This window comes from Sphingobium sp. LMA1-1-1.1, assembly GCF_040676365.1.
Classification (GTDB): Bacteria; Pseudomonadota; Alphaproteobacteria; order Sphingomonadales; family Sphingomonadaceae; genus Sphingobium.
Genome location: NZ_JBEGHS010000001.1, coordinates 384,938 through 409,524, shown reverse-complemented (window position 1 = coordinate 409,524; position 24,587 = coordinate 384,938). Strand labels below are relative to the sequence as shown.

Sequence of the window (24,587 nt, the reverse complement as noted above, 5' to 3'; positions counted from 1 at the left end):
ATGCCGCAGCAGAGCACGCATAGTGCCGGCGAACTCATGCCGGATGCCAGCGGTAATGATGATTACAAGGGAAATGGCGCACCCGGAACGATTCGAACGTCCGACCCTCAGATTCGTAGTCTGATGCTCTATCCAGCTGAGCTACGGGTGCGTTGGAGTGGCGCAGATAGAAGCGACCAGACATTTGGGCAAGCTCTTTTTGCACTTTTTTGGCAGGCTGCCCGATTGGAGATGTCCAACCGCAACCTTGTTCGGCGCCGGTCGTTCGACGGGCAGGAAAGGATGCTGAAATGACCTTTACCCCCAACGAAATCGCGCTGCTGGCGATTGCGCTGCTGATCGGGCTCCTGCTGGGCCTTATCATGAGCGGGCGTGGCAAGTACAAGCGCTGGTGGCGCGATGAACAGCTTGCCCATGCCCAGACGGCCAAAGACCGGGATGTCCGGCTGACCGCTGCGCAGCAGAGGATTGCGGAACTGGAACGGCAATCCGTTCCTGTTCATGGAAGCACTGCCGTCGGTACCATTGAGCGCGCGCATGACCGGGACGATTTCAGCCGCATAAGCGGCATTACGCCACAGGACGAAATCGCGCTCAATAAAGCCGGCTACCACCGCTATGACCAGATCGCGGCAATCAGCGCAGAGCAAGAAGCCGCGCTGGAAACACGCCTCGGCCTCAAACCCGGCGTTATTTCCCGTGAGGAATGGCGGGAACAGGCCCGATTATTAGATGGACGCACCGAACATGGCCGTGCACGGGACCATGATCATCGCGCCACGCCAGTTTAAAAGGAAAGGGGGCGGAAAACCGCCCCCTTTCCTGTCACTTCCGGTTCGCCAGCGCTGCCTGAGCGGCAGCAAGGCGGGCAATCGGCACACGATAAGGCGAGGCCGATACGTAATCGAGACCCGTCTTTTCGCAAAAGGCGATAGACGCCGGATCGCCGCCATGTTCGCCGCAGATGCCGAGCTTGATGCCGTCGCGCGTGGCGCGGCCGCGCTCGGCGGCAAGCTCGATCAATTCGCCCACGCCCTCCACGTCGATGCTGACGAAGGGGTCGCGGGCGAATATGCCCTTGTCGACATATTGCGTCAGGAAACGCCCGGCGTCATCGCGGCTGATGCCGATCGTGGTCTGCGTCAGGTCGTTGGTGCCGAAGGAGAAGAATTCGCCGACTTCAGCGATCTCGCCGGCCTTGAGTGCAGCGCGGGGCAGCTCGATCATGGTGCCGACCAGATATTCGACGCTGGCGCCCTGTTCCTCGAAAACCTGCTTGGCGACGCTGTCGACGATCGCCTTCATCAGTTCCAGTTCCTTCTTCGTAGCCACGAGCGGGATCATGATCTCCGGGATCGGGGCGTCGCCGCTACGCTGCTTGATGATCAGCGCGGCTTCGAAGATGGCGCGGGCCTGCATCTCATAGATTTCAGGATAGGTGACGCCCAGACGGCAACCACGATGGCCCAGCATCGGGTTGAATTCATGCAGTTCTGCGGCGCGGCGTTTCAGCGCTTCCACACCCACGCCGGCTGCCTTCGCCACTTCCTCGAACTCGGCTTCGCCATGCGGCAGGAATTCATGCAGCGGCGGGTCGAGCAGGCGTATGGTAACGGGCAGACCGGCCATCACCATGAAAATCTGCGCGAAATCGTCGCGCTGTTCCGGCAACAGCTTTTCCAGCGCAGTCCGGCGTCCCTTTTCCGTGTCGGCGAGGATCATCTCGCGGACCGCGGTGATGCGGGCGGCGTCGAAGAACATATGCTCGGTGCGGCAGAGACCGACGCCTTCCGCGCCAAAATCCCGGGCTGTCTGACAATCCAGCGGAGTTTCGGCATTCGCGCGGACCTTGAGGCGACGGACCTTGTCGGCCCAGCCCATCAGCGTGCCGAAATCGCCCGCCAGTTCGGGCTGCACGGTCGGGACCTCACCGGCCATCACTTCGCCTGTCGAACCATCGATGGTGAGGATGTCGCCTTCCTTCAGCGTCCGGCCATCGATGCGCAAAGTCCTGGCGGCATTGTCGATCGACAGGCTGCCCGCCCCGGAGACGCAGGGACGGCCCATGCCGCGCGCGACCACGGCGGCGTGGCTGGTCATGCCGCCTCGCGCGGTCAGGATGCCCTTGGCCGCATGCATGCCATGAATGTCCTCAGGGCTGGTTTCGACGCGGACGAGGATGACGGAATCACCCAGTTCATTCCGGCGCTCGGCGGTATCGGCGTCAAACACGATCGCGCCCGAAGCCGCGCCCGGAGAAGCAGGCAGGCCCTTGGTCAGCACATCGCGAGGCGCCTTGGGGTCGAGCGTCGGGTGCAGGAGCTGGTCGAGCGCGGCGGGATCAACGCGGGCCACGGCTTCTTCCTCCGTGATCAAGCCCTCACTCGCCATGTCCACCGCGATCTTGAGCGCAGCCTTGGCAGTGCGCTTGCCCGACCGGGTCTGGAGCATCCAGAGCTTGCCCTGCTGCACCGTGAATTCGATGTCCTGCATGTCGCGATAATGGGTTTCGAGGATATGGAACACCCGCGCCAGCTCGGCATAGGTTTCCGGCATCGCCTCTTCCATCGACAGCGGCTTGGCCCCTGCCCGTTCGCGCGCCTGCTTGGTGAGATATTGCGGCGTGCGGATGCCCGCCACCACGTCCTCGCCCTGGGCGTTGATCAGATATTCGCCATAATAGGCATTCTCACCAGTGGCCGGGTCGCGGGTGAAGGCCACGCCGGTGGCCGAGCTATCGCCCATATTGCCGAACACCATCGCCTGCACATTGACGGCGGTGCCCCAATCATGCGGGATCGAGTTCAGGCGGCGATAGACCTTGGCGCGATCAGCCTGCCACGATCCGAACACGGCGCTGATCGCGCCCCATAGCTGGTCATTGACATCCTGCGGGAAAGGCTTGTTCCAAAGCTTTGAAACAAGCCCCTTATATTCCGCAACGAGCGCCTTCCAATCGTCGGCGGTCATTTCGGTGTCGAGCGTGTATCCCTGGTCTTCCTTGGCGATCTCCAGCGCCTCTTCGAAGGCGCCATGGTCGAGTTCCAGGACCACGTCGGAATACATCTGGATGAACCGTCGGTAGCTGTCCCAGGCGAACCGCTCGTCGCCCGAGGTAGCAGCCAGACCAAGCACAGTTTCATCATTGAGACCAAGGTTCAGCACCGTGTCCATCATGCCGGGCATCGAAATGCGCGCGCCGGAGCGGACGGACACGAGCAGCGGGTCGGCCTTGTCGCCAAATTTCTTGCCGGTGATGCCCTCGATATGCACAATTCCGTTGGCGACTTCGGCCTTCAGGCTTTCAGGATAGACGCCGCCGTCCTGATAATAGCGGGTGCACATTTCGGTCGTGATGGTGAAGCCTGGAGGCACCGGCAGGCCAATGGCGGCCATGCCGTCCAGATTTGCGCCCTTGCCACCAAGAAGGTTCTTGTCACCTTTGCCGCCGTCATCGACGCCACCGCCGAAACGATAAACATAACGGGTAGCGGTCGTGCTCATGCTGGCCTCTTCCATTGTCAACATAATCGCGGCTCTCCTGCACTGATTGCCGTGTATTTGTGCGATGCAACAAAATTTAAACAACAAGCAGGCGACAAACGCACCTGCTTTTACGATAATTGCTCTCTTACTTCACTGATTTTCCCGGTTGTCCGGGTATCTTTCGGTTTCAGCCCGTAATTTTCGAAAAGTCCGCGACCGCATGAACCGCCTCGCGCACTCTTGCAAGCAGCGCCAGGCGCGCAGAGCGCTTGGCCGGATCGGCGTCATTGACCGTAACGGCCTCGAAAAATGCGTCGATTGGCGCTCGCAATGTTGCAAGTGCGGCCATGGCCCCTTCGAAATCCTCAGCCCTGACCGCGGCCGTGGCACGCGGTTCGGCGATATCAAGCGCGGCGATCAGGCCCGCCTCCGCCTGCTCGGGGACATAGGTGAGTTCGACCTTAGCGGCGGTTTTGACGCCTTCCTTTTTCAGGATATTCGCGGCGCGCTTATATCCCGCGAGCAAATTGATGCCGTCATCAGTGGCAACCAACGATTGGAGAGCGGTAACGCGGGCCAGCAGGCGGACAAGATCATCCTCGCCGCCCAAGGCAAACACCGCATCGATCAGATCATGACGGACGCCGGCCTCGCGCTGCTGCACCTTGAGCCGATCGGCGAAAAAGTCGAGCAGTTCGCCGACAAGTGCCGTCGCCGCGTCACGTTCCATATCCGTCCAGGCCCGATCTGGATTGAAGCCGGCCATGATGCTGACCATCAGGCGGTCCAGATGCTCCTGATTCCCCGCAATATCCTTGCCCCGAAGCTTGGAAAGTTCGGTCATCAACTGCGTGTTCAGAAAGGAGCGGCGAATGAGATCGAAGCTGTAGGAGATGGCCGACGCCAGCGGCATGCGCAGGCCGTTTTCCGTCAGCAGGCTGAGGATCGCGAGCGCCGAGCGGCGCAGGGCGAAAGGATCCTTCGACCCTGTCGGGAACATGCCGGCCGCGAAGAAGGCGACCAGCGTATCCAGCTTGTCGGCAAGGGAAACCGCGACCGTCGTAGCCGCACAGGGGATTTCATCGCCCTGCCCGATCGGCTTGTAATGATCGCGGATGGCATCCGCCACCGCATCAGGCAACCCTTCGGCCCGCGCGTAATAGCCGCCCATCACGCCCTGCAGTTCAGGGAATTCGCCCACCATCTCGGTGACAAGGTCTGCTTTTGCAAGGCGCGCCGCCTGCTCGGCCAGATCGGCGTCCGCGCCCTTGACGATCCCCTCTTCCACCAGCCAGCGGGCAAGCTTTGCGACCCGTTCCACCTTGTCGGCCACAGTGCCGAGCTTTTCGTGAAAGGTGATGCGTTCCAGCTTCCTGGCGTGATCCTCCAGCTTCGTCTTGCGATCCTGGTCCCAGAAGAAGCGGGCGTCTGACAGACGCGCGGCAAGGACCTTGCGATTACCCGCGATGATCGCCGCGCCGCCATCCTTCGCCTCGATATTGGCGGTGCAGATGAAGGCAGGTGCGAGCTGACCCGACGCATCACGCAGGACAAAATATTTCTGGTTGATACGAAGGGTTAGCTGAATGACTTCAGGTGGAACCTCAAGGAAAGCCGGGTCGAAATCGCCCAGCAGCGGCACCGGCCATTCGGTGAGCCCTGCATTTTCGGCAACGAGGCCTTTGTCCTCGATCACGCTATAGCCATGGGCGGCAGCGGCGTCGGCGGCCTTCGCCTCGATGATCAACTGGCGTTCCTGGTGGCTGACGATCACATGGCAGGCGCGCAGCTTTTCGACATAGTCATGCGCGCTGCCTATGGTGATCTCACCAGGATGATGGAAGCGATGGCCGAGCGTGGCGTAGCCGCTGCGGACGCCTTCTATCTCCATATTCACAAGATCCTCGCCAAGGATCGCGACGATGCCTTGCAGCGGGCGGACCCAGCGCAGGCTTTCGGTGGTCTGCGAGGCGGTGCCCCAGCGCATGGACTTGGGCCAGGGAAAGGCGCGGATGATGGTGGGAATCGCTTCGGCCAGCACCTCTGCTGTTGCGCGGCCGGCTTTGTTGACGGTTGCGAACCACACGCCGTCGCGGTCCTCAAGCTGGTCCTGGGTCAGGCCGGTCTTGCGGAGGAAACCTTCCAGCGCCTGTGCCGGAGCAGCGGTGCGCGGCCCTTTGAACTCCTCGCTGACAGCCGCCGTTTCCAGCGGCAGGTTGCGAGCGATCAGTGCAAGGCGGCGCGGCGTGACGAAGCTGTCGATACTTTCGGGCTTCAACCCGGCCTTCGCCAGTTCCTCGGTGAAGAGGCGGGCGAGGTCGTCCGACGCCTTCAACTGCATCCGCGCCGGAATTTCCTCGCAACGCAGTTCGAGCAGGAAATCGGTCATCACGCGGCCCACCCGTTCACTTCCATCCACTTTTCGCAGGCGCCCTTCGCAAGATCGCGCACGCGGCCGATATAGCTGGCGCGTTCCTGCACCGAGATGACGCCGCGCGCCTGAAGCAGGTTGAAGACGTGGCTCGCCTTGATCGCCTGGTCATAGGCGGCGAGCGGAACGCCAGCCTCCAGCGACGCCTTGCACTCGGCCTCTGCATCCTTGAACCAGCGGAACAGCTTTTCCGTATCGGCGATCTCGAAATTCCATTTCGACATCTGCTGCTCATTGGCGAGGAACACGTCGCCATAGGTGACGCCCGCGTCGTTGAAGCGCAGGTCGTACACACTGTCGACGCCCTGAATGTACATGGCCAGACGTTCAAGACCATAGGTCAGCTCGCCCGCCACCGGCTTGCAGTCGAAACCGCCCATCTGCTGGAAATAGGTAAACTGGGTGACTTCCATGCCGTCGCACCACACCTCCCAGCCAAGACCCCAGGCGCCCAAGGTGGGGCTTTCCCAATCATCCTCGACAAAGCGGATGTCGTGGACCAGCGGATCGATGCCGATTTCCGCCAGCGATCCCAGATAGAGTTCCTGAAGGTTGGCCGGGCTCGGCTTCATGATCACCTGATACTGGTAATAATGCTGGAGCCGGTTGGGGTTCTCGCCATAGCGGCCGTCGGTCGGGCGCCGACTGGGCTGGACATAGGCGGCGTTCCATGCATCGGGGCCAAGGCTGCGCAGCGTGGTCGCCGGGTGAAAAGTCCCCGCGCCTACTTCCATGTCATAGGGTTGCAGGATCACGCAGCCCTGCCGTCCCCAATAGGCGTGCAGGGTCAGGATCAGGTCCTGAAAGGAAAGCGCTTTGCTTGTCGCCACCGGCGGTCCCCAGAAATCATGGCTATAAAAATGACGGTTTGATGCGGCGCGCCTTGGCGCAGCAAGGACGCAGGGTCAAGGAAAAGAGGGCGGCCTTAACCGTAAATCCGCTTGCCCTGGCGGGCGGCGGCACGCATGGAAGTAAAAACCCTTCAGGAAACGGACCCGCAACTCCGATGAAATGGCTCTCTTTCCGTTGGCTGGCGCCCGCCATGATGCTGCTTGGCGGATGCGCGCTCGAACAGCCCGTCTCGGCCCGCGATGCCACGGCGCGCTCCACTTATGTGACGCCGGCCTTGTGGGAGGTTAAAGATGCCGACACAACCATCTATCTGTTCGGTACCGTTCATGTAATGAAGCCGGGCGTCGACTGGTTCAAGGGCGGCGTCAAATCCGCCTTCGATCGATCGGACGAACTGGTCCTGGAGATCGTCGAGCCGGAAGATCCCAATGGGCTGGCGTCCACCATGGCCGGTGCTGCGCTGGCGCGGGATGGCGTGAAGCTGTCGGATCGACTGGGCACCGCGGATCGCGCCAGCTATCAGGCCGCAATGAGCACGAACGGGCTTCCCTGGCAGGCGTTCGAGATGTTCAATCCCTGGATGGCCGGCATGGCCCTTTCGGTCAAACCGCTGGAAACGCTGGGCTATAAATCTGATCTCGGCGCGGAAAGGGTGCTGACGGCGGCGGCCAATGCGTCCGGCAAGAAGGTCGGCGCGCTGGAAACGGTGGAGCAGCAACTGGGCTATTTCGCCGGCCTGCCGATGGAACAACAGGTCAAGTTCCTGACAGCCACCGTCGAGGGCCTGCCGGACATGGACCGGGAATTCGCCAGCCTTGTCACGCACTGGCAGGGCGGGGAGCCGGACAAGCTGGCGGCAGAAATGAACGAATCGCTGGAGGCGACGCCGGAACTGGCCCGCGTGCTGTTGATCCAGCGCAATGCCAATTGGGTCAGGTGGATCAGGCAGCGGCTCGATCAGCCCGGCACGGTCTTCATTGCCGTGGGCGCCGGACATCTGGCGGGCAAGGGCAGCGTGCAGGAGCAGTTGAAAGCGCTGGGAGTCGCTTCGGCGCGGGTGACGCAATAGGATGATCCGCGTTCTGGCGTGCTGGCTGGGGCTGGCCGCCCTGTGCCTGTTGTCGGCATGTGGGGAAAATCCCCCTGCCCCGCCGCTGGGCGGAGGGCCTGCGCTTTGGCGGGTGGAGGGCAAAGGCATCGACGGCTGGCTGTTCGGCACCATCCATGTGCTCCCCGCGGGTGTCGAATGGCAGACGCAGCGGATCCGGGACGCCATCGGACAGGCCGACAGGCTGGTGCTGGAATCAGCCGAGATACGCGATCGGGCGCGAACCCTGGCGCAGTTCGAGAAGATGGGACGGAGCCAGGGACTGCCACTGTTGGAGAGCCGCGTTCCAGAACAGGACCGGGCCACGCTGGAGACAATCGTCAAAGATGGCGGCACCAGCACCCAGACCCTCTCGGCCTATGAAAATTGGGCGGCGGCTATGCTCCTGTCGGCAGCGGCGCAGCAGTCCCTGCATGTCAGCCAGGATCATGGCGTGGAACCGGTGCTGATTGCGGCGTTCGAAGGAGCGGGCAAGCCGATAAGCGGGCTGGAGACGGTCGAGCGGCAATTCCGGGCCTTCGACACGCTCCCTGCTGACGCGCAGCAGCGACTGCTGGTCGACACGGTTCGGGAGGCGAAGGAGATGCGGCCGCTCTTCGACCGCATCCTCCATGCCTGGATCATGGGTGATGTGCCGGCGCTGGCGAAGGTCGACAGGCTGAGCGAGGAAGCCGATCCGGTGGTCGAACAAGCCGTGCTCGTCGATCGCAACCGCAGCTGGGTGAAGTCGGTAGCCACATTAAAGGGCTGCCCCTTCATCGCCGTGGGTGCGGGGCATCTAGCAGGCAAGGACAATCTGGTCGACCTGTTGCGGACCGATGGGTACAGGGTGACGCGGGTGCAGTAGTGCCGGCCCTTGCTTTCCCACATGTTTCTGCTATTGGGCCGCGGTCCCGGCATGGTCATCCCTGGAGGCGTGGCGGGCACCTACATCAATTTGCTTTTGGAGACACGCAATGAGCGAGCAGCTTACGCTGTCGGCAGAGGCACGCGATCGGGCAGGCAAGGGAGCCTCCCGCGCTCTCCGCCGTGAGGGCCGCGTACCCGCCGTCATCTATGGTAACAATGAAGAACCGCAGTCGATTCATGTCGAGGAAAAACTCCTCAACAAGCTGCTCGGCACCGGCCACTTCTTCAATTCGGTCGTCATGGTCGAGGTCGGCGGCAAGTCCGTCCGCACCCTGCCGAAGGACGTTGCGTTCCATCCCGTGACCGACCGTCCGCTGCACGCCGACTTCCTGCGCGTTTCGGAACATGCCACCGTTCACGTCAATGTGCCGGTCATCTTCAAGAATGAAGAGGCCTCGCCGGGCCTGAAGCGGGGCGGCGTGCTCAACATCGTCGCGCATGAGATCGAACTGATCGTCGATGCGGCCGAAATTCCCGATGATGTCGTTGTCGACCTGACCGGTCTCGACGTGGGCGAATCGATCCACATCAGCGCCGTGAAGCTGCCCAAGGGCGCCAAGGCCGCGCATGACGAAACCGACTTCACCGTCGCGACCATCGTTGCGCCATCGGCACTCAAGAGCGCCGAAGGCGACAACGAAACCCCCGCCGAAGGCGCCTGATCGCTTTACGGTCAAGCCTTTCCGGGCTGGAAATCACGGTCCCGCTCGCCTAACCGGCGGGCGGGATTTTTCTTGGGAGAAGACAGGCGATGCAGATCTGGGTGGGCCTCGGCAATCCTGGCACCCAATATGCGATGAACCGGCACAATGTCGGTTTCATGGCGATCGACCTGATCGCGGACATGCATCGGTTTTCGCCGCCTAAGAAGCAGTTCCAGGGCTGGGTGCAGGAAGGACGCATCGGAACGGAGAAGATCATCCTGCTGAAACCCGCGACCTTCATGAACGAGAGCGGACGATCGGTGGGCGAGGTGATGCGCTTCTACAAGCTGGCGCCGCAGGATGTGACCGTCTTTCACGACGAACTCGATCTGGCGCCGATGAAGGTCAAGGTGAAGCGTGGCGGCGGCAATGCGGGACACAATGGCCTGCGCTCGACCGACGCGCATATCGGGGCGGAGTTTCGGCGCGTGCGGATCGGCATTGGCCATCCGGGTCACAAGGACCGGGTGCACGGCTATGTGCTAGGCAACTATCACAAGAGCGAAATGGATGCGCTGGCCGACATGCTCGGCGCGATCGGGGCCGAGGCGGCGTGGCTGGCGCAGGGAGACGATGCGCGGTTCATGAATGAAGTCGCGCTGCGATTGGCGGATTAGGCGCCGCCCTGCCCTTCCGCAGTCCCAAACCAGAGCGGCGAATGGCAGCGATGCGCGCCCGCCCGCCCCGCCCTCGCGGTAAAATGGCCGGAGTGGATTGCGGAATGTCGCACTCCCGCGCCATAGAGTAAGCCTGACTTTCCACTCTCCAAGGGGATCCGGGTGATACAGACCATCGCGACGAAGCCTTTCAGCGATCAGAAGCCGGGCACATCCGGCCTGCGCAAGAAAGTGCGGATTTTCCAGCAGCCTCATTATGCGGAAAATTTCGTCCAGTCGGTGTTCGATAGCCTGGAAGGTTTCGAAGGCCACGCCCTGATCGTCGGCGGCGATGGCCGCTACCTCAATCGGGAAGTCATCCAGATCGTCCTGAAGATGGCTGCGGCCAACGGGTTCGGCCGGGTGCTGGTGGGACGCGGCGGCATCCTTTCGACCCCGGCGGCGTCGCATCTGATCCGCTCGTCGGGCGCTTTTGGCGGATTGGTGCTGTCGGCCAGCCATAATCCCGGCGGGCCGGACGAGGATTTCGGGATCAAATATAATGTCTCGAACGGCGGCCCGGCACCCGAAAAGGTGACCGACGCCGTTCATGCCCGAACGCTTGCCATAGACAGCTATCGGATATGGGAGGCGGACGATGTCGACATCGATACGTTGGGCATCGCCACCCTGGGCGGCATGACGGTCGAGGTGGTCGATCCGGTCGCCAGCTATGCCGATCTGATGGAAAAGCTGTTCGACTTTGGCGCGATCCGGGCAATGATTGCGGAAGGCTTCACCCTCTCTTTCGACTCGATGAGCGCGGTGACGGGCCCCTATGCGGTGGAGATTTTCGAGAAGCGGCTCGGCGCGCCAGCGGGCACGGTGCGCAACGCAACCCCCCTTCCCGACTTCGGCCATCATCATCCCGATCCCAATCTGGTTCACGCCAGGGAATTGTACGACCGGATGATGGCGCCGGACGCACCGGATTTCGGCGCAGCTTCGGATGGCGACGGCGATCGCAATCTGATCATCGGGCGACATTGTTACGTCACGCCTTCGGATTCGCTCGCCGTGCTGGCGGCCAATGCGCATCTGGCACCCGGCTATGCGACGGGCCTCAAGGGCATTGCACGGTCCATGCCGACCAGTGGCGCGGCCGATCGCGTCGCGGAAAAGCTGGGTATCCCGCTCTATGAGACGCCGACGGGGTGGAAATTTTTCGGCAATCTGCTGGATGCCGGCATGGCCACCATCTGCGGCGAGGAAAGCGCCGGCACCGGCTCCGACCATGTGCGCGAAAAGGATGGCATCTGGGCGGTGCTGCTGTGGCTCAACATCCTGGCCGTCCGGCGACAGAGCGTCGCCCAGATCATGGCAGAGCATTGGGCCGCCTTTGGCCGCAACTATTATGCGCGGCATGATTATGAAGCGATCGCGAAGGACAATGCCGACGCCCTGATGGTGGCGCTGCGGGACGGGCTGGGAACGCTGCCGGGTACGACGAACAGCGGCGGCACGGTGATGAGCGCCGACGACTTTGCCTATAGTGATCCTACCGACCAGTCCGTCAGCCGCAACCAGGGCGTGCGCGTCCTGTTCGAGGATGGCTCGCGGGTGGTGTTCCGGCTGTCCGGAACGGGGACCGAGGGCGCCACCCTGCGCGTCTATATCGAACGCTTTGTGGGCAAGGACGGCGATCTGGCGCTGGAGACGGGCGAAGCGCTCGCGCCGCTGGTGAAGGCAGCACAGGAGGTTGCCGATATATCGGGCTTCACCGGCATGGAGCGGCCGAGCGTCATTACCTGAGGCCAGCCGCCAAAGCTTACCTTCTGGAAATCACGGAGAAATAATGGGCCATTAGAGCGCGGGCAATGACCGGCGCTCTTCGTGTCCCTGCCTTTGCGGGAATATCCACCAGGAGCGGCATGTTTCCTTTTTTCGAGGATTTGATGCGGCGCCTGCTCCCTTCTCTCTTCTCGGCCCTGTTCGCCACCGCCATGCCCGCCAACGCCCGGACCGTTCAGGATGAGCAGTTCTGGCTGAACCTCACCGCCATGGGGCCGATATCCGGGAAACTCGTCTATTTTGCGGAGATTCAGCCGCGCATCGGGGACGGCATATCGCGGGCCGATCAGACCCTCCTGCGCGGCGCCCTGGGCTGGAAGCTCTCGTCCAGCGTCACCGTTTATCAGGGCTATGCCCATGTCGTGCTGCCGGTAAGGGACGGTCGTGACGTGAATGAGGAGCGCAGCTTCCAGCAGGCCAATTGGGCGATCGGCAAGCCCTGGGGCGGGGAACTTTCATCACGCACGCGGCTGGAACAGCGCTGGCGCTCCGACGGCGGAGACATGGGGTGGCGCCTGCGGGAGATGCTGCGTTACGAAAAGCCGCTGGGCAGGACGGCTGTCAACGCGCTCATCTATGGCGAGGGCTTTGTGGCGCTCAACAGCACGGACTGGGGCGCTAAGGGCGGGTTCGACCAGTTGCGCAGCTTTGCCGGGGCCGAGATTGGACTGGGCGGCGCATCGACGGCGGAGATCGGCTATCTCAACCAGTTGATCGACCAGCGAGGCGGCAACCGGCGCATCAATCACGTCGCGTCCGTCACGCTGTTCTTCCGCCGCTGACATCGTCACAGGCTCTGCACGCGCTCTGGCCAAGCCGCGGCGAAAGCGCTATCGGCGCCGCCATAGGTTTTGACGTGAAGGCATTATCATGGGTTTTCGTTGCGGTATCGTCGGGCTTCCCAATGTGGGCAAGTCCACCCTCTTCAATGCGCTGACGGAGACGCAGGCTGCGCAGGCCGCGAACTATCCCTTCTGCACGATCGAGCCCAATGTCGGTCAGGTCGCGGTACCCGACCAGCGCCTGCAGACCATCGCGAAGATTGGCGGTTCGGCCAAGATCATCGAGACGCAGCTCGCCTTCGTCGATATTGCCGGGCTGGTGCGCGGCGCGTCCAAGGGCGAAGGGCTGGGCAACCAGTTCCTGGCCAATATCCGCGAGGTGGACGCCATCGTCCATGTGCTGCGCTGCTTCGAGGATGACGACATCACCCATGTCGAGGGGAAGGTCGATCCCATCGCCGATGCCGATACGGTCGAGACCGAGTTGATGCTGTCTGATCTGGAGAGCCTGGAGAAGCGCGTCCCCAATTTCGCCAAGAAGGCTGCGCAGGGCGACAAGGAGGCAAAGGCGGCGGCTTCCGTGCTGGGCAAGGCGCTGGACCTGCTGCGGGACGGCAAGCCGGCGCGGCTGACCCAGCCGGCCGACGATGAGGAGGAGCGCATCTTTCGCCAGGCGCAACTGCTGACCGCCAAGCCCGTCCTCTATGTCTGCAATGTCGAGGAGGAGAGCGCGGCCGCAGGCAATGCCCATTCGGCGCGGGTGTTCGAGAAGGCTGCCGCCGAAGGCGCGAAGGCGGTGATCGTATCGGCCGCGATCGAAGCGGAACTCATCACCATGCCGGTGGAGGAGCGCGCTGAATATCTGGAGGCCCTGGGGCTGGAGGAAGCGGGCCTGGCGCGCATCATCCGCGCGGGTTACGAACTGCTGGGCCTCATCACCTTCTTCACCGTGGGCCCCAAGGAGGCACGCGCCTGGACTGTGGCCAAGGGATCGAAAGCGCCCCAGGCGGCCGGCGCGATCCATACCGATTTCGAAAAGGGATTCATCCGCGCCGAAACCATGGCCTATGCGGACTATGTCCAGTTCAACGGGGAGGCCGGGGCAAAGGAAGCGGGCAAGTGGCGCTCCGAAGGCAAGGAATATGTGACGCAGGATGGCGACATCATGCTGTTCCGCTTCAATGTCTGACGACTGATGCTGCGGCCGGGACAAATGCCCGCCAGGCGCAAGGCGGCCTTTCCGCCCAGCGTCGATGAAAGCACGCGGCTGCTGATACTGGGAAGCCTGCCGGGCGATGCGTCGATCAGGCAGGGCGAATATTATGCTCATCGTGGCAATGCCTTCTGGGCGCTGATGGGCGACGTATTGGGCGAGGATCTGCGCGGCCAGCCCTACGCCATGCGGCTGAAACGATTGAAGGCCCGGCGCGTGGGCCTGTGGGACGTGATCGAGAGCGCCGACCGGGAGGGAAGCCTGGACAGCGCGATCCGGGGCGCGGAACTGCGTGACCTGGCGGCTTTCATCGACAGGCTTCCAGCGCTGGAGGTGGTGGCGTTCAACGGCAGGACGGCGGCGCTGCACGGGCGACGGCAGATCGGGCTGCGGCCGGGGCTGGTGCTGATCGACCTTCCCTCCTCCAGCGGCGCCTTTGCCAGCATGTCGCGGGAAGCGAAGCGGAGCGCATGGATGGCGATGGCGCCGCATATTGGGGACGCATAGGGCGCTCGTCACTTTACCGTCATGGTCCGTCTGGTAAGGCGGGACATGTTTTCACGCCGTTCTTCGCTCGCCAGCCTCCTCATCCTCTCAACGCTGGCCGGCTGCACGCCGGCTCGCGAACGGCCGGTATCCGCCGCCGCGCAGGTCGAGCAACGGGAGCCAGTGACGATATTGGTGTCCATTGACGGCTTCAGGCCCGATTATCTGAAGCGGAGCGTGACGCCGCATCTGTCGGCTCTCGCAGCCGCCGGGGTCTCGGCAGCCATGCGGCCTTCCTTTCCGACCAAGACCTTTCCGAACCATTGGGCCATCGTGACCGGGGACCGGCCCGACCGCAGCGGCATCGTCGCCAACAAGATGGAGGATGCCTCGCGTCCCGGTGAAACCTTCACGATGGCTACGGACGATCCCTTCTGGTGGAACGAAGCCGAACCGATCTGGGTCACGGCCGAAAAGGCCGGCGTTCGGACAGGGACACTGTTCTGGCCTGGTTCCAATGTAGCGTGGGGCGGGACCGAAGCGACGGAATGGCCGCACAAGATCAGCGGCGGCACACGGCCCAGCGATTGGGCACAATTCAACCAGGCCATTTCCGGGACGCAGCGGGTGAATGGCGTTCTGGACCTGTTGCGGCGTCCCGCTGCGATCCGGCCACGCTTCCTCACGCTCTATTTCGACGCGGTAGATACTGCCGGGCATGCGGCTGGGCCAGATGCGGCGGAGACGACGCAGGCGGTGGCAGAGGTCGATGGCGAGATCGGCCAATTGGTGAACGGGTTGAGGACGCTGGGACAATCAGCCAATCTTCTCATCCTTTCCGATCATGGCATGGCGCAGAAATCGAGCGAAAGGGTCGTCGCGTTGGACAAGATTGCGAACCCGGCGGACTATCGCATCGTGGAAAGCGGACCTTATGCCAGCCTCAGCGCGCAACCGGGTCATGAAGCAGCGCTGGAAGCTGCACTGCTGAAGCCACAGCCGCATATGCAATGCTGGCGCAAGGGCGCGATGCCGACGCGCTTCCACTATGGAACGCATCGGCGCATTCCGCCCTATTTCTGCCTCGCCGAAACCGGTTGGACCATACAGCAAACTGCGCCGGCCAAGCCTTTCACCGGCGGGGATCATGGTTGGGACGACCGGGCGCCGGAGATGCAAGCGCTGTTCATCGCCAGCGGGCCCGCCTTCGACACGGCGTTCAGGATGCCCGCCGACTTCACCAATGTCGATGTCTATCCGGTTCTGGCGCGCCTGCTGGACATCTCAGTGCGTCCGAGTGACGGGGATCCGGCGGTTCTGGCCGGGCTCGTCAAGAATTGACGTTTTCGTAAACGGAAACTATCTGTACACCCGTTGCGGAAGGAAACGGGTATGAGTGAGATCGTCTATTTCGAAGATGTGAAGCTGGGCGACCGAAACGAGTTCGGGCCGGTCACCATCAGCCGGGAGGAGATCATTGCCTTCGCGCGCGAATTCGATCCCCAGCCCTTTCACCTGTCCGATGAAGCTGCGGCAGCAACCCACTTCGGCAGCCTCGCCTCCAGCGGCTGGCATACGACGGCCCTGTCGATGAAGATGATGGTGGCGATGTGGCAGCGCAATCCCGGCGTTCAGGCGGCCAGTCTGGGCGCGCTGGGCGTGGACGAGTTGCGCTGGTTACAGCCGGTTCGGCCAGGCGATACGCTGCGCGGCGTTTCGGAGGTGATCGATCTCAAGGCTTCGCGCAGCAGGCCGGAAATGGGAATAGTGAAGACCCACATCACCCTGTTCAACCAGCGCGACGAACCGGTTCTGTCGATGAAGCCCATTGCCATGTTCCGGACGCGATCGGGCTGATTCCGAATGATTGCCGCCGGGTCTGGATTGCCCGGCTCTCCCCACTCGCAGGTTTCGGATCGGCAGGAAACATCTTTTACCTAGCGCGGTTGGTTGGCGCGGGAGTCGGCGGCCATGATGCGGATAGAGGATGCCATCGCGCCGCTTAGCTGGATGATATGCAGGCCAGGCGGAAGGTCGAACCATACGATCTTGCGGATACCGGAACAGTCCGGACCATGGCCGTGGCCGACGGATGCGCGCACGGTCGTTCCGGTTGCGACATCCACCCATCCGGCGGCAGACAGGGCCACACCGATACGCGCGGCGTCCTTGACCGCCAGTGTAAACAGGCCGCCATAGCTTTTCGCAGCGGACTTGCCGGATCGAACGGCGAACTGAACCTGCGCGCCGGGGCGGAGCGTTGCAGTCACCGGCTTGCCGAGGATGATGCGCGGCGCTGTGGAAACCGTGGCTCCGGCCATGACGTCGCCGCTTTGCGGCCAGCTTGTCCATGGCTCGGCCAGGGGCAGCGGGTTGGCGCAGGTGTCTGGGGCAGCCTGCGCACTCAGAGGCAGGACCGTCAGGAGTAGGAGGAGTCGCTTCATTTCCGTTGTCCCTGGCCAAGCAATGCTTGAAACTTGCCTCAACCGGCGGCGGGCGCAAGGGGCGAGTGCCAGGGCAAGTCCTTCTGGAAGAATATCGGCACTATTTCCTGCCGAAGAGCTTTTCTATGTCGCCATGGCCGAGTTTCACCCAGGTCGGGCGGCCGTGATTGCATTGGCCGCTGCGTGGGGTGATCTCCATCTCGCGCAGCAGAGCGTTCATTTCGGTCACGCTCAGCATGCGGCCGGCGCGCACGGAGCCGTGACAGGCCATGGTCGCAGCGACCAGATCCAGCCTTTCCTTCAGGGCAAGGGCGCTGTCATACGCAGCCAGATCATCAGCGAGGTCGGACACCAGACCCTGCACATCCCCCTGCCCCAACATGGCAGGCGTGGCGCGGACCAGAATGGCCGCGGGACCGAACCGCTCCAACTCCAGCCCGAATTCCTTGAGCTCCTCGATCCGCGCCTCCAGCCGGTCGCATGCCGGCTCGTCCAGTTCGACCACTTCGGGCAGCAGCAGCGCCTGCGCGGCGACGCCCTGCCCCTCCATGGCGCGGCGCATCCGCTCCAGCGTGAGCCTTTCGTGCGCGGCATGCTGGTCAACGATGACGAGGCCATCTTCCGCCTCCGCGACGATATAGGTGCGGGCAACCTGTCCACGAGCGACGCCGAGAGGGAAACTCGCGCTTTCCGGCGCTGGCGCGGCGGCGGGTTCCGCACGTGCCTGGGGCGGCGGCGTCAGGAAAGTGGGGCGACGTTCCGCCACCGAATAGGTCGGCGTGGTCGTGCCGACCGCCTCGAAGATCGGCATCGCGCCGATGGGTGTGGGCGAGATCGGCTCCGGCTTCCACGCGGAGAGGGCGGCGGGGTCGGCATGCTGGACGGCGCGAAAGCCCTCCGCATCCAGTGCCCTGCGCAATCCGGACACGATCATACCCCGGATCAGCGCCGGGTCGCGAAAGCGCACTTCGGTTTTGGCGGGATGAACGTTGACGTCCACTTCCAGCGGCGGGACATCCAGGAAAAGCGCGACGACAGGATGCCGGTCCCGCGCCAGCATGTCGGCATAGGCACCCCTGACCGCCCCGACGAGCAGCCGGTCGCGCACCGGACGGCCATTCACGAACAGGAACTGATGATCGCCCACCCCGCGATTATAGGTCGGCAGCGAGGCCACGCCGGACAGGCGCACCCCCTCCCTTTCCAGCGAGACGATGACATGATTGTCGGCCAGCGCCCGGTCGGTGAGTGCGGCAACGCGATCCTCCCGCGCCTCGCCCCCCTGCACGCCCAGCACGCGCCGTCCGTCATGCTCCATGCTGAAGGCGACAGACGGATGCGCCATGGCAAGGCGGCGAACGACGTCGAGGCATGCGGCATATTCCGCCTTGGCCGAACGCAGGAACTTGCGGCGGGCGGGAACGCGGGCGAAAAGCTGCTCGACCGTGACGCGCGTGCCTGGAGGCAGCGCGGCAGGCCCTTCGTTCACAACAGCGCCATTGTCGACGGTGCGGTTCCAACCGTCCTGCCCCTGCGGACGGCTGTCGATGGAGAGACGGGCGACACTGGCGATGGAAGGCAAGGCTTCGCCCCGGAAACCGAGCGTCGCGACATTCTCGATCGCGTCGTCGGGCAATTTCGACGTCGCATGGCGCTCCAGCGCCAGCGCGATTTCGTCGGGAGCCATGCCGCAGCCGTCATCGCTTACCTCTATCCGGTCGAGCCCGCCGCTGGAGATGCGAATGGCGATCCGGCGCGATCCCGCATCCAACGCATTTTCCACGATTTCCTTGAGCGCGCTGGCAGGCCTTTCGACCACTTCGCCCGCGGCGATGCGATTGACCAGATGTTCGGGCAGACGGCGTATTGACATTGATTAGTGACTAGCCCAAGCGAGCGCTTTCCGCGAGACGCAAGCCCCATAAATTTTGGTCAACCAAAATCGACTGCGGGGCATGTGAATTGCGGGGCGAACTTTCCGACTGTCCCGGTTCGCTTCGCCGGGGCATGCGGGCTGCACAGGAACAGGCATGTCGATCTTCTCGCGTCTCTTCAAACTTTCCTCTCAGGACATGGCCATCGATCTCGGCACGGCGAACACCGTGGTCTATGTGCGGGGGCGCGGCATCGTGCTCAATGAACCCTCCGTCGTGGCGGTAGAGACGCTGAACGGCGTGAAGCGGGTCAAGGCCGTCGGTGACGACGCCAAGCTGATGATGGGCAAGACACCCGATTCGATCGAGGCGATCCGCCCCCTGCGCGACGGCGTGATTGCGGACATTGACGTGGCCGAGCAGATGATCAAGCATTTCATCACCAAGGTGCATGGCGGCAAGTCGCGGCCGTGGCGCTTCCCCGAGATCGTGATCTGCGTGCCGTCGGGATCGACCAGCGTCGAGCGCCGCGCGATTCGCGACGCGGCGAGCAATGCCGGCGCCAGCCAGGTGTTCCTGATCGAGGAACCTATGGCCGCCGCCATCGGTGCCGACATGCCCGTGACGGAACCCATTGGTTCGATGGTGGTCGACATTGGCGGCGGCACGACGGAAGTCGCCGTACTTTCTCTGCGCGGCCTGGCCTATACCACCTCCGTTCGCGTGGGCGGCGACAAGATGGACGAAGCGATCGTTTCCTTCGTTCGCCGCCACCATAATCTGCTCATCGGCGAGGCGACAGCCGAGCGGATCAAGAAGCAGTTCGGCGTCGCGCAACCACCCGAAGACGGTGTTGGCGAGACGATCCATATCAAGGGCCGTGACCTGGTGAACGGCGTGCCCAAGGAAATCTCGATCAATCAGGGACAGATCGCGGACGCGCTGGCCGAACCGATCAGCACCATCGTCGAAGGCGTCCGCATTGCGCTGGAAAATACCGCGCCGGAACTGGCTGCGGATATCGTCGACCAGGGCATCGTCCTGACCGGCGGGGGCGCGCTGCTCAAGGGGCTCGACGATGAACTGCGTGACGAAACCGGCCTGCCGGTCACTATCGCTGAAGATCCGCTGACCTGCGTCGCCATCGGCACTGGCCGGGCGATGGAGGACCCGATCTTCCGGGGCGTTCTCCAGACCGCTTGAAGGGGGCAGCATGGCGCGGCCACCCAGCCGACGCCCCGGGCATAACCGGAAGGCGCAATATAGCCTCTTCGCCTCCTATGTCGTGGCGATGACGGGCGCCGCCGTCGGCCTGCTTCTGGTGGTTGTCGCCATTTTCGATCCGACGGGCTTCGCCGCGATCCGCATCGCGACGGCGGAGGTCACTCGTCCGGCGTCGGTCACGCTCAAGAATATGGTGAGCGGCGTTTCATCAGTCGACGAGGTGCTGGCCAGCTACTGGCACGCGGGTTCCCAGAATGTGGCGCTGCGCCGGCAGGTCGAGAACGATCGCAACCGCATCATAGAAGCAAAGGCGGTGGCGCAGGAAAATCTGCGCCTGAAAAAGCTGCTGAAGCTGGTCGAGGATGATGGCAGCGAATTGCTGACGGCGCGGCTGATCGCCTCTTCCTCCACCAGCACGCGGCGGCTGGCGCGGCTCAACGCCGGACGCTGGCAGGGCGTTCGACCGGGAATGCCGGTGCGCGCGCCGGAGGGGCTGATCGGACGCATCCACACCACCACGCCCAATACGGCCGAAGTGCTGCTGCTGACGGATACAAGCAACATCGTGCCGGTGCGGCGGGCCAATGACAGCGTGCCCGCCATCTCGACGGGACTGGGCGACGGCACTTTGGAGATTCGCGCGCTGGCTGCGGGGCGTAACCCATTCAAGCCAGGTGACCTGCTCGTGACATCCGGGGTGGGCGGAGTTTATCAGCCCAACATTCCCGTGGCGGTAATCGTCCGCATCGCGGGGGAGATCGCTTATGGCGTGCCGCTCGCCAACCCGTCCAAGGTCGACGCGGTGGTGGTGGAGCGCTCCTTCGAGGAAGCCGTCACCCGGCCGGAGGGCGGGGAGCCATCTGCTCCGGTCGTGCCGGAGGCCACGCAGAACGCAGCCGCCCCATGATCGATCCCCATTTGCAGCATGTGCCGCGCCTTGGCCGTCATCCTTCGCGTTTTCGGCTGGCGGGTACCCCGGTGATCACGGTCATGCTGGGATCGCTGGCGACGGCTTTGCCGGTGATCGCGCAATCGCCCGTCATGCCTCCTTTCGGTCTGCTGCTGCTGCTTTCCTGGCGGTTGTTGCGCCCCGAATTGTGGCGCACCTGGATCGGCGTCCCGCTCGGCCTGTTCGACGATATCGCCAGCGGCCAACCCATCGGTTCGGCCATGTGCCTGTGGACCATAATGCTGATCGGCATCGACGCCATCGAACATCGCATGGTCTGGCGCAGCTATCGGCAGGACTGGTTAATCGCGGCCATCGCCATTATCTTCTGCATCGCCGGCGGCGTCTTCTTCGCGCGGATCACCGGCGGAGGAGACATCAAACTGCTGCTGGTCGCACCGCAAATGGTCTGGACTGTCCTGCTCTTTCCCTTCGTCGTTCGGCAATGCGCCCGGATCGACCGCTGGCGCGTGATGGCATGAAGCTGCCTTTTCTCAAGAAGAAGACCGTTACCGAAGCCTCCCTGTCCTTCACCTTCACGCGCCGGGCGATGGTGGTGGGCGGTTTGCAGGGGGCGATCGGCGCGCTGCTTGTGGGACGGATGGGCTGGATAAGCGTTGCGGAGAATGAGAAATACAACCTCCTGTCGGAAAGCAATCGCGTCAACCTGACGCTGATCCCTCCCCGGCGCGGGTGGATCATCGATCGCAATGGACGCCCCCTCGCCAATAACCGCACCGACTTTCGCGTCGACCTGATCCCGGAACGGGTGACAGATGCGGAGAATACGATCCGCAGCCTGGCCCATCTGCTGGCGCTGGGCGATGATGAGGTTGAGCGGATCAAGGAGGAACTCGACAAATCGGCGGGGTTTCGCCCGGTCCAGGTGGCGGAAAAGCTGAGCTACGACCAATTCGCGGCGGTCAGCGTTCGGCTGCCCGACCTGCCCGGCGTGTCGCCAAGCCAGGGCTTTTCCCGCAATTATCCGGCGGGCGCGACCGTGGGGCATCTGCTCGGCTATGTCGGCGCGGCGTCGGCCAAGGAATATGAAGAGCGCAAGAACCCGCTGTTGATCACGCCGGGTTTCAAGGTCGGCAAGGACGGGCTAGAGCGCGCATTCGACAGCGAATTGACGGGCAAGCCGGGCGCCAAGCGCGTGGAGGTAACGGCGCGGGGCAAGATCGTGCGGGAACTGACCACCCGGCCCGACACGCCCGGCAATGCGATCAAGCTCACCATCGATGCGGGCCTTCAGGAATATGCCGGGCGCCGGCTGGCGACGCAAAGCGGTTCCGTGGTGGTGATCGACTGCCATAATGGCGACGTGCTGGCGATGGCGTCGATGCCGAGTTTCGATCCGAACAGCTTTTCGGACGGCATCAGCCATCTGGAATGGGACATGCTGTCAAAGGATGACCATGTCCCGCTCCGCAACAAGACGCTGCAGGGGCTTTACCCGCCAGGATCGACGGTCAAGCCGATGGTGGCGCTCGCGTTGCTGGAGGCGGGGATTTCACCCATGGACACAGTGAACTGCCCCGGTGCGATCCGGGTCGGCAACACGCTGTTCCACTGCCATAAGCGTCGCGGGCACGGTTCGCTCAACATGCGCGGGGCGATCGCGCAAAGCTGCGATATCTATTTCTACCAGATGGCGCAGCGGATCGGCATGGACCGGATCGCTAGCATGGCGCGGCGCGTCGGCATGGGGCAGAAGTTCGACCTTCCCTTCCCCAGCCAGAGTTTCGGCACGGTCCCCGATCCTGCGTGGAAGCTCAAAAAATATAATCAGAAATGGCAGGTGTACGACACGGTCAACGCCACCATCGGTCAGGGCTACATGCTCATCAATCCGTTGCAGATGGCGGTGATGGCCGCGCGATTGGCGACGGGCCGGCAATTGATGCCCAACTTCATCTTCGGCGCGCACCGACCCGCGCCAGCCCCTGTGGGCGTGAATGAGGAACATCTGGTGACCATCCGCGACGCGATGAGCGCGGTGGTGAACGGCGGCGGAACGGGCGGCGCGGCCCGCATCCCCCTGCCCGGCGTGATGATGGCAGGCAAGACCGGAACGGCGCAGGTCCGCCGCATCACCATGGCTGAACGCGGCGGCGGCGTGCGCAGCAACGCCTCGCTGCCCTTCAAGCTGCGCGACCACGCGCTGTTCCAGGGCTTCGCTCCGTTCGACAATCCACGCTATGCCATCGCCTGCATCATCGAGCATGGCGGACACATCAACCGGATCGAGGACGCGCCCATGATCGCGGCGGACACCATGACCTTCCTCTTTGACCCCGCAAAGGCGATGGAGAAGCTGGAAACCATAGAGAAGGATTGGGGCGGTCCGCCGGCCGAACGGATGGCCCGGCAGATGGCGGCCTACAAGCTGGCGAAAGCGATCGAGAAGGGGCAGGCCCCCCCCGCCGAAGCAGCCAATGCAATGAACGCAGCCGAGGGCAACGGCGCGGCAACTGCGTCTCCCCGCCCCCCGGCTTCAACGGCGGCGCCGGCAGCCGACGCGGATGACGTTCCTCCTCCGGCAGACAGCGCGCCATGAGCATCGTACCTGAGCCCCTGACCCAATTCCCGTGGCGAGTGCTGGGCATATTGCTCGCGATCGCCGGCTTTGGGACATTGGTGCTCTACAGCGCCGCCGGCGGCAGCATCACCCCTTGGGCGATCAATCAGGGTGTTCGTTTCGTCATCTTTTCAGGCATGGCGCTGGTGTTGAGCCGGATATCCATGGAAACCTTCGCCCGCCTTGCCTTTCCCGCCTATGGCACCGTTCTGGTCTTCCTGTTCCTCGTCGAACTGATCGGAGGAGTCGCGGGGGGAAGCCAGAGATGGATCAACCTGGGCTTCATGCAACTCCAGCCCTCCGAATTCATGAAGCCGATCATCGTGCTGGCGGTCGCGCGTTTCTATGCGCTGCTTCCAGTGGGCGAGATAAGGCGCTGGAATGCCATCTGGCCCGCGCTGGTGTTGATCGGCCTGCCCTGGTCGCTGGTGCTGATTCAACCCGACCTCGGCACCGCGACCATGATCGCCGCGGGCGGGGTCACCGTGATGTTCCTTGCAGGATTACCTCTGCGCCTTTTCGTGGGATCGGGACTGACGCTGGCGGCCGTCGTGCCCATAGCCTTCAGTTTCCTGCACGATTACCAGAAGAACCGCGTCCTCATCTTTCTTGACCCCGAAAGCGATCCGCTGGGTGCAGGCTATCATATCAGCCAGTCGAAGATCGCCATCGGGTCGGGCGGGATATTCGGCAAGGGCTTCCTGAAAGGTACGCAAAGCCATCTGGACTATCTGCCCGAAGGGCACACCGATTTCGTCTTCGCCACCATGGCGGAGGAATGGGGAATGCTGGGCGGGGTGCTGCTCATAGGCGCGTTCATGCTGCTGTTCCGCTGGGGCATAGGCGTGTCGCTGCGCGCGCAGGACCGATATGCGCGGCTGGTGGCGGCCGGGCTGACCACGACGATCTTCTTCTACGTTGCGATCAACCTGATGATGGTGATGGGCCTCGCGCCGGTGGTGGGCATTCCCCTGCCGTTCATGTCCTATGGCGGGTCATCGATGCTGACAGTCATGCTGTGCGTCGGCATCATCATGGCGATCGACCGGTCGGGTAAGCGCCCTCATCGTCCGGGAAGCTGGAGCTGAAAGCCAGCC

The 24,587-nt window shown here is 63.2% G+C and carries 21 protein-coding genes and 1 tRNA gene; 16 read left to right on the top strand and 6 right to left on the bottom strand.

Translation table 11 applies throughout. The features are described 5' to 3' along the window. Nucleotides 1–74 precede the first annotated feature (74 nt). Nucleotides 75–151 (bottom strand) — tRNA-Arg (locus MRBLMA1_RS02040). 139 nt (nt 152–290) lie between these two features. Here MRBLMA1_RS02040 and MRBLMA1_RS02035 point away from each other — a divergent pair. Beyond that, nucleotides 291–791 (top strand): hypothetical protein, encoded by a 501-nt coding sequence (locus MRBLMA1_RS02035; protein ID WP_363734724.1) that lies wholly within the window; start codon nt 291–293, stop codon nt 789–791. A 34-nt stretch (nt 792–825) separates the two neighbouring features. Here MRBLMA1_RS02035 and ppdK read toward each other — a convergent pair whose 3' ends face one another. The 3 genes from ppdK to MRBLMA1_RS02020 all read right to left on the bottom strand — a co-directional run bounded on the left by ppdK (nt 826) and on the right by MRBLMA1_RS02020 (nt 6,747). Continuing rightward, nucleotides 826–3,528, bottom strand: a complete 2,703-nt coding sequence (gene ppdK / locus MRBLMA1_RS02030; RefSeq protein WP_363734722.1) for a pyruvate, phosphate dikinase — start codon at nt 3,526–3,528, stop codon at nt 826–828. Between the two features lie 145 nt (nt 3,529–3,673). Beyond that, nucleotides 3,674–5,875: a glycine--tRNA ligase subunit beta gene (glyS, locus tag MRBLMA1_RS02025; protein WP_363735374.1), complete on the bottom strand. Its 2,202-nt coding sequence runs from the start codon at nt 5,873–5,875 to the stop codon at nt 3,674–3,676. Further along, nucleotides 5,875–6,747 carry a glycine--tRNA ligase subunit alpha gene (locus MRBLMA1_RS02020; RefSeq protein WP_133652090.1) on the bottom strand — a complete coding sequence of 291 codons (873 nt, stop codon included), beginning with the start codon at nt 6,745–6,747 and terminating at the stop codon, nt 5,875–5,877. Before MRBLMA1_RS02020 ends, glyS begins: the two co-directional genes overlap by 1 nt. Before the next feature lie 176 nt (nt 6,748–6,923). Between MRBLMA1_RS02020 and MRBLMA1_RS02015 the strand changes: the two genes are divergently transcribed. The 10 genes from MRBLMA1_RS02015 (at nt 6,924) to MRBLMA1_RS01970 (ending at nt 16,275) form a co-directional block, all read left to right on the top strand. Beyond that, nucleotides 6,924–7,838: a TraB/GumN family protein gene (locus MRBLMA1_RS02015; RefSeq protein ID WP_363734720.1), complete on the top strand. Its 915-nt coding sequence runs from the start codon at nt 6,924–6,926 to the stop codon at nt 7,836–7,838. 1 nt (nt 7,839) lies between these two features. Beyond that, complete coding sequence (locus tag MRBLMA1_RS02010; RefSeq protein ID WP_363734718.1) at nt 7,840–8,724, top strand: TraB/GumN family protein; 885 nt, start codon at nt 7,840–7,842, stop codon at nt 8,722–8,724. Between the two features lie 109 nt (nt 8,725–8,833). After that, nucleotides 8,834–9,448 carry a 50S ribosomal protein L25/general stress protein Ctc gene (locus MRBLMA1_RS02005; RefSeq protein WP_133652093.1) on the top strand — a complete coding sequence of 205 codons (615 nt, stop codon included), beginning with the start codon at nt 8,834–8,836 and terminating at the stop codon, nt 9,446–9,448. 89 nt (nt 9,449–9,537) lie between these two features. After that, complete coding sequence (gene pth / locus MRBLMA1_RS02000) at nt 9,538–10,107, top strand: aminoacyl-tRNA hydrolase (RefSeq protein WP_133652094.1); 570 nt, start codon at nt 9,538–9,540, stop codon at nt 10,105–10,107. A gap of 162 nt (nt 10,108–10,269) precedes the next feature. Further along, entirely contained in the window at nt 10,270–11,898 is a 1,629-nt protein-coding gene (locus MRBLMA1_RS01995; RefSeq protein WP_363734716.1) for an alpha-D-glucose phosphate-specific phosphoglucomutase, read from the top strand. A gap of 143 nt (nt 11,899–12,041) precedes the next feature. Continuing rightward, complete coding sequence (locus MRBLMA1_RS01990; RefSeq protein WP_363735372.1) at nt 12,042–12,719, top strand: DUF2490 domain-containing protein; 678 nt, start codon at nt 12,042–12,044, stop codon at nt 12,717–12,719. 88 nt (nt 12,720–12,807) lie between these two features. Beyond that, nucleotides 12,808–13,908, top strand: a complete 1,101-nt coding sequence (gene ychF / locus MRBLMA1_RS01985) for a redox-regulated ATPase YchF (RefSeq protein WP_363734714.1) — start codon at nt 12,808–12,810, stop codon at nt 13,906–13,908. Nucleotides 13,909–13,914: 6 nt separating this feature from the next. Next, nucleotides 13,915–14,439, top strand: coding sequence for a DNA-deoxyinosine glycosylase (locus tag MRBLMA1_RS01980; protein WP_363734712.1), 525 nt, complete (start codon nt 13,915–13,917; stop codon nt 14,437–14,439). Nucleotides 14,440–14,484: 45 nt separating this feature from the next. After that, nucleotides 14,485–15,759, top strand: coding sequence for an ectonucleotide pyrophosphatase/phosphodiesterase (locus tag MRBLMA1_RS01975; RefSeq protein WP_363734710.1), 1,275 nt, complete (start codon nt 14,485–14,487; stop codon nt 15,757–15,759). A gap of 51 nt (nt 15,760–15,810) precedes the next feature. Further along, nucleotides 15,811–16,275, top strand: a complete 465-nt coding sequence (locus MRBLMA1_RS01970) for a MaoC family dehydratase (RefSeq protein ID WP_363734708.1) — start codon at nt 15,811–15,813, stop codon at nt 16,273–16,275. Between the two features lie 80 nt (nt 16,276–16,355). Here MRBLMA1_RS01970 and MRBLMA1_RS01965 read toward each other — a convergent pair whose 3' ends face one another. Continuing rightward, nucleotides 16,356–16,862: a hypothetical protein gene (locus MRBLMA1_RS01965; RefSeq protein WP_363734706.1), complete on the bottom strand. Its 507-nt coding sequence runs from the start codon at nt 16,860–16,862 to the stop codon at nt 16,356–16,358. A 100-nt stretch (nt 16,863–16,962) separates the two neighbouring features. Beyond that, nucleotides 16,963–18,735, bottom strand: coding sequence for a DNA mismatch repair endonuclease MutL (gene mutL / locus MRBLMA1_RS01960; protein ID WP_363734704.1), 1,773 nt, complete (start codon nt 18,733–18,735; stop codon nt 16,963–16,965). Between the two features lie 157 nt (nt 18,736–18,892). Here mutL and MRBLMA1_RS01955 point away from each other — a divergent pair, with 157 nt between their 5' ends. Genes MRBLMA1_RS01955 through rodA form a run of 5 tightly spaced genes read left to right on the top strand, consistent with a single transcriptional unit; the run spans nt 18,893 to nt 24,578 of the window. Further along, the gene (locus MRBLMA1_RS01955) at nt 18,893–19,939 is read left to right on the top strand and encodes a rod shape-determining protein (protein WP_007685698.1); all 1,047 of its coding nucleotides are present in this window, start codon (nt 18,893–18,895) and stop codon (nt 19,937–19,939) included. A 10-nt stretch (nt 19,940–19,949) separates the two neighbouring features. Further along, the gene (gene mreC / locus MRBLMA1_RS01950) at nt 19,950–20,867 is read left to right on the top strand and encodes a rod shape-determining protein MreC (protein WP_363734700.1); all 918 of its coding nucleotides are present in this window, start codon (nt 19,950–19,952) and stop codon (nt 20,865–20,867) included. Beyond that, entirely contained in the window at nt 20,864–21,391 is a 528-nt protein-coding gene (mreD, locus tag MRBLMA1_RS01945) for a rod shape-determining protein MreD (protein WP_133652103.1), read from the top strand. The genes mreC and mreD overlap by 4 nt, the downstream gene beginning before the upstream one ends. Next, nucleotides 21,388–23,469: a penicillin-binding protein 2 gene (gene mrdA, locus MRBLMA1_RS01940; RefSeq protein WP_363734698.1), complete on the top strand. Its 2,082-nt coding sequence runs from the start codon at nt 21,388–21,390 to the stop codon at nt 23,467–23,469. The genes mreD and mrdA overlap by 4 nt, the downstream gene beginning before the upstream one ends. Continuing rightward, complete coding sequence (rodA, locus tag MRBLMA1_RS01935) at nt 23,466–24,578, top strand: rod shape-determining protein RodA (RefSeq protein WP_363734697.1); 1,113 nt, start codon at nt 23,466–23,468, stop codon at nt 24,576–24,578. The genes mrdA and rodA overlap by 4 nt, the downstream gene beginning before the upstream one ends. Nucleotides 24,579–24,587: the final 9 nt, after the last annotated feature.

Coding starts and splice junctions, on each gene's coding strand:
- MRBLMA1_RS02035 (WP_363734724.1), top strand. CDS start 291: ATGACCTTTACCCCCAACGAAATCGCGCTGCTGGCGATTGCGCTGCTG.
- ppdK (WP_363734722.1), bottom strand. CDS start 3,528: ATGTTGACAATGGAAGAGGCCAGCATGAGCACGACCGCTACCCGTTAT.
- glyS (WP_363735374.1), bottom strand. CDS start 5,875: ATGACCGATTTCCTGCTCGAACTGCGTTGCGAGGAAATTCCGGCGCGG.
- MRBLMA1_RS02015 (WP_363734720.1), top strand. CDS start 6,924: ATGAAATGGCTCTCTTTCCGTTGGCTGGCGCCCGCCATGATGCTGCTT.
- MRBLMA1_RS02010 (WP_363734718.1), top strand. CDS start 7,840: ATGATCCGCGTTCTGGCGTGCTGGCTGGGGCTGGCCGCCCTGTGCCTG.
- MRBLMA1_RS02005 (WP_133652093.1), top strand. CDS start 8,834: ATGAGCGAGCAGCTTACGCTGTCGGCAGAGGCACGCGATCGGGCAGGC.
- pth (WP_133652094.1), top strand. CDS start 9,538: ATGCAGATCTGGGTGGGCCTCGGCAATCCTGGCACCCAATATGCGATG.
- MRBLMA1_RS01990 (WP_363735372.1), top strand. CDS start 12,042: ATGCGGCGCCTGCTCCCTTCTCTCTTCTCGGCCCTGTTCGCCACCGCC.
- ychF (WP_363734714.1), top strand. CDS start 12,808: ATGGGTTTTCGTTGCGGTATCGTCGGGCTTCCCAATGTGGGCAAGTCC.
- MRBLMA1_RS01980 (WP_363734712.1), top strand. CDS start 13,915: ATGCTGCGGCCGGGACAAATGCCCGCCAGGCGCAAGGCGGCCTTTCCG.
- MRBLMA1_RS01975 (WP_363734710.1), top strand. CDS start 14,485: ATGTTTTCACGCCGTTCTTCGCTCGCCAGCCTCCTCATCCTCTCAACG.
- MRBLMA1_RS01970 (WP_363734708.1), top strand. CDS start 15,811: ATGAGTGAGATCGTCTATTTCGAAGATGTGAAGCTGGGCGACCGAAAC.
- MRBLMA1_RS01965 (WP_363734706.1), bottom strand. CDS start 16,862: ATGAAGCGACTCCTCCTACTCCTGACGGTCCTGCCTCTGAGTGCGCAG.
- mutL (WP_363734704.1), bottom strand. CDS start 18,735: ATGTCAATACGCCGTCTGCCCGAACATCTGGTCAATCGCATCGCCGCG.
- MRBLMA1_RS01955 (WP_007685698.1), top strand. CDS start 18,893: ATGTCGATCTTCTCGCGTCTCTTCAAACTTTCCTCTCAGGACATGGCC.
- mreC (WP_363734700.1), top strand. CDS start 19,950: ATGGCGCGGCCACCCAGCCGACGCCCCGGGCATAACCGGAAGGCGCAA.
- mreD (WP_133652103.1), top strand. CDS start 20,864: ATGATCGATCCCCATTTGCAGCATGTGCCGCGCCTTGGCCGTCATCCT.
- mrdA (WP_363734698.1), top strand. CDS start 21,388: ATGAAGCTGCCTTTTCTCAAGAAGAAGACCGTTACCGAAGCCTCCCTG.
- rodA (WP_363734697.1), top strand. CDS start 23,466: ATGAGCATCGTACCTGAGCCCCTGACCCAATTCCCGTGGCGAGTGCTG.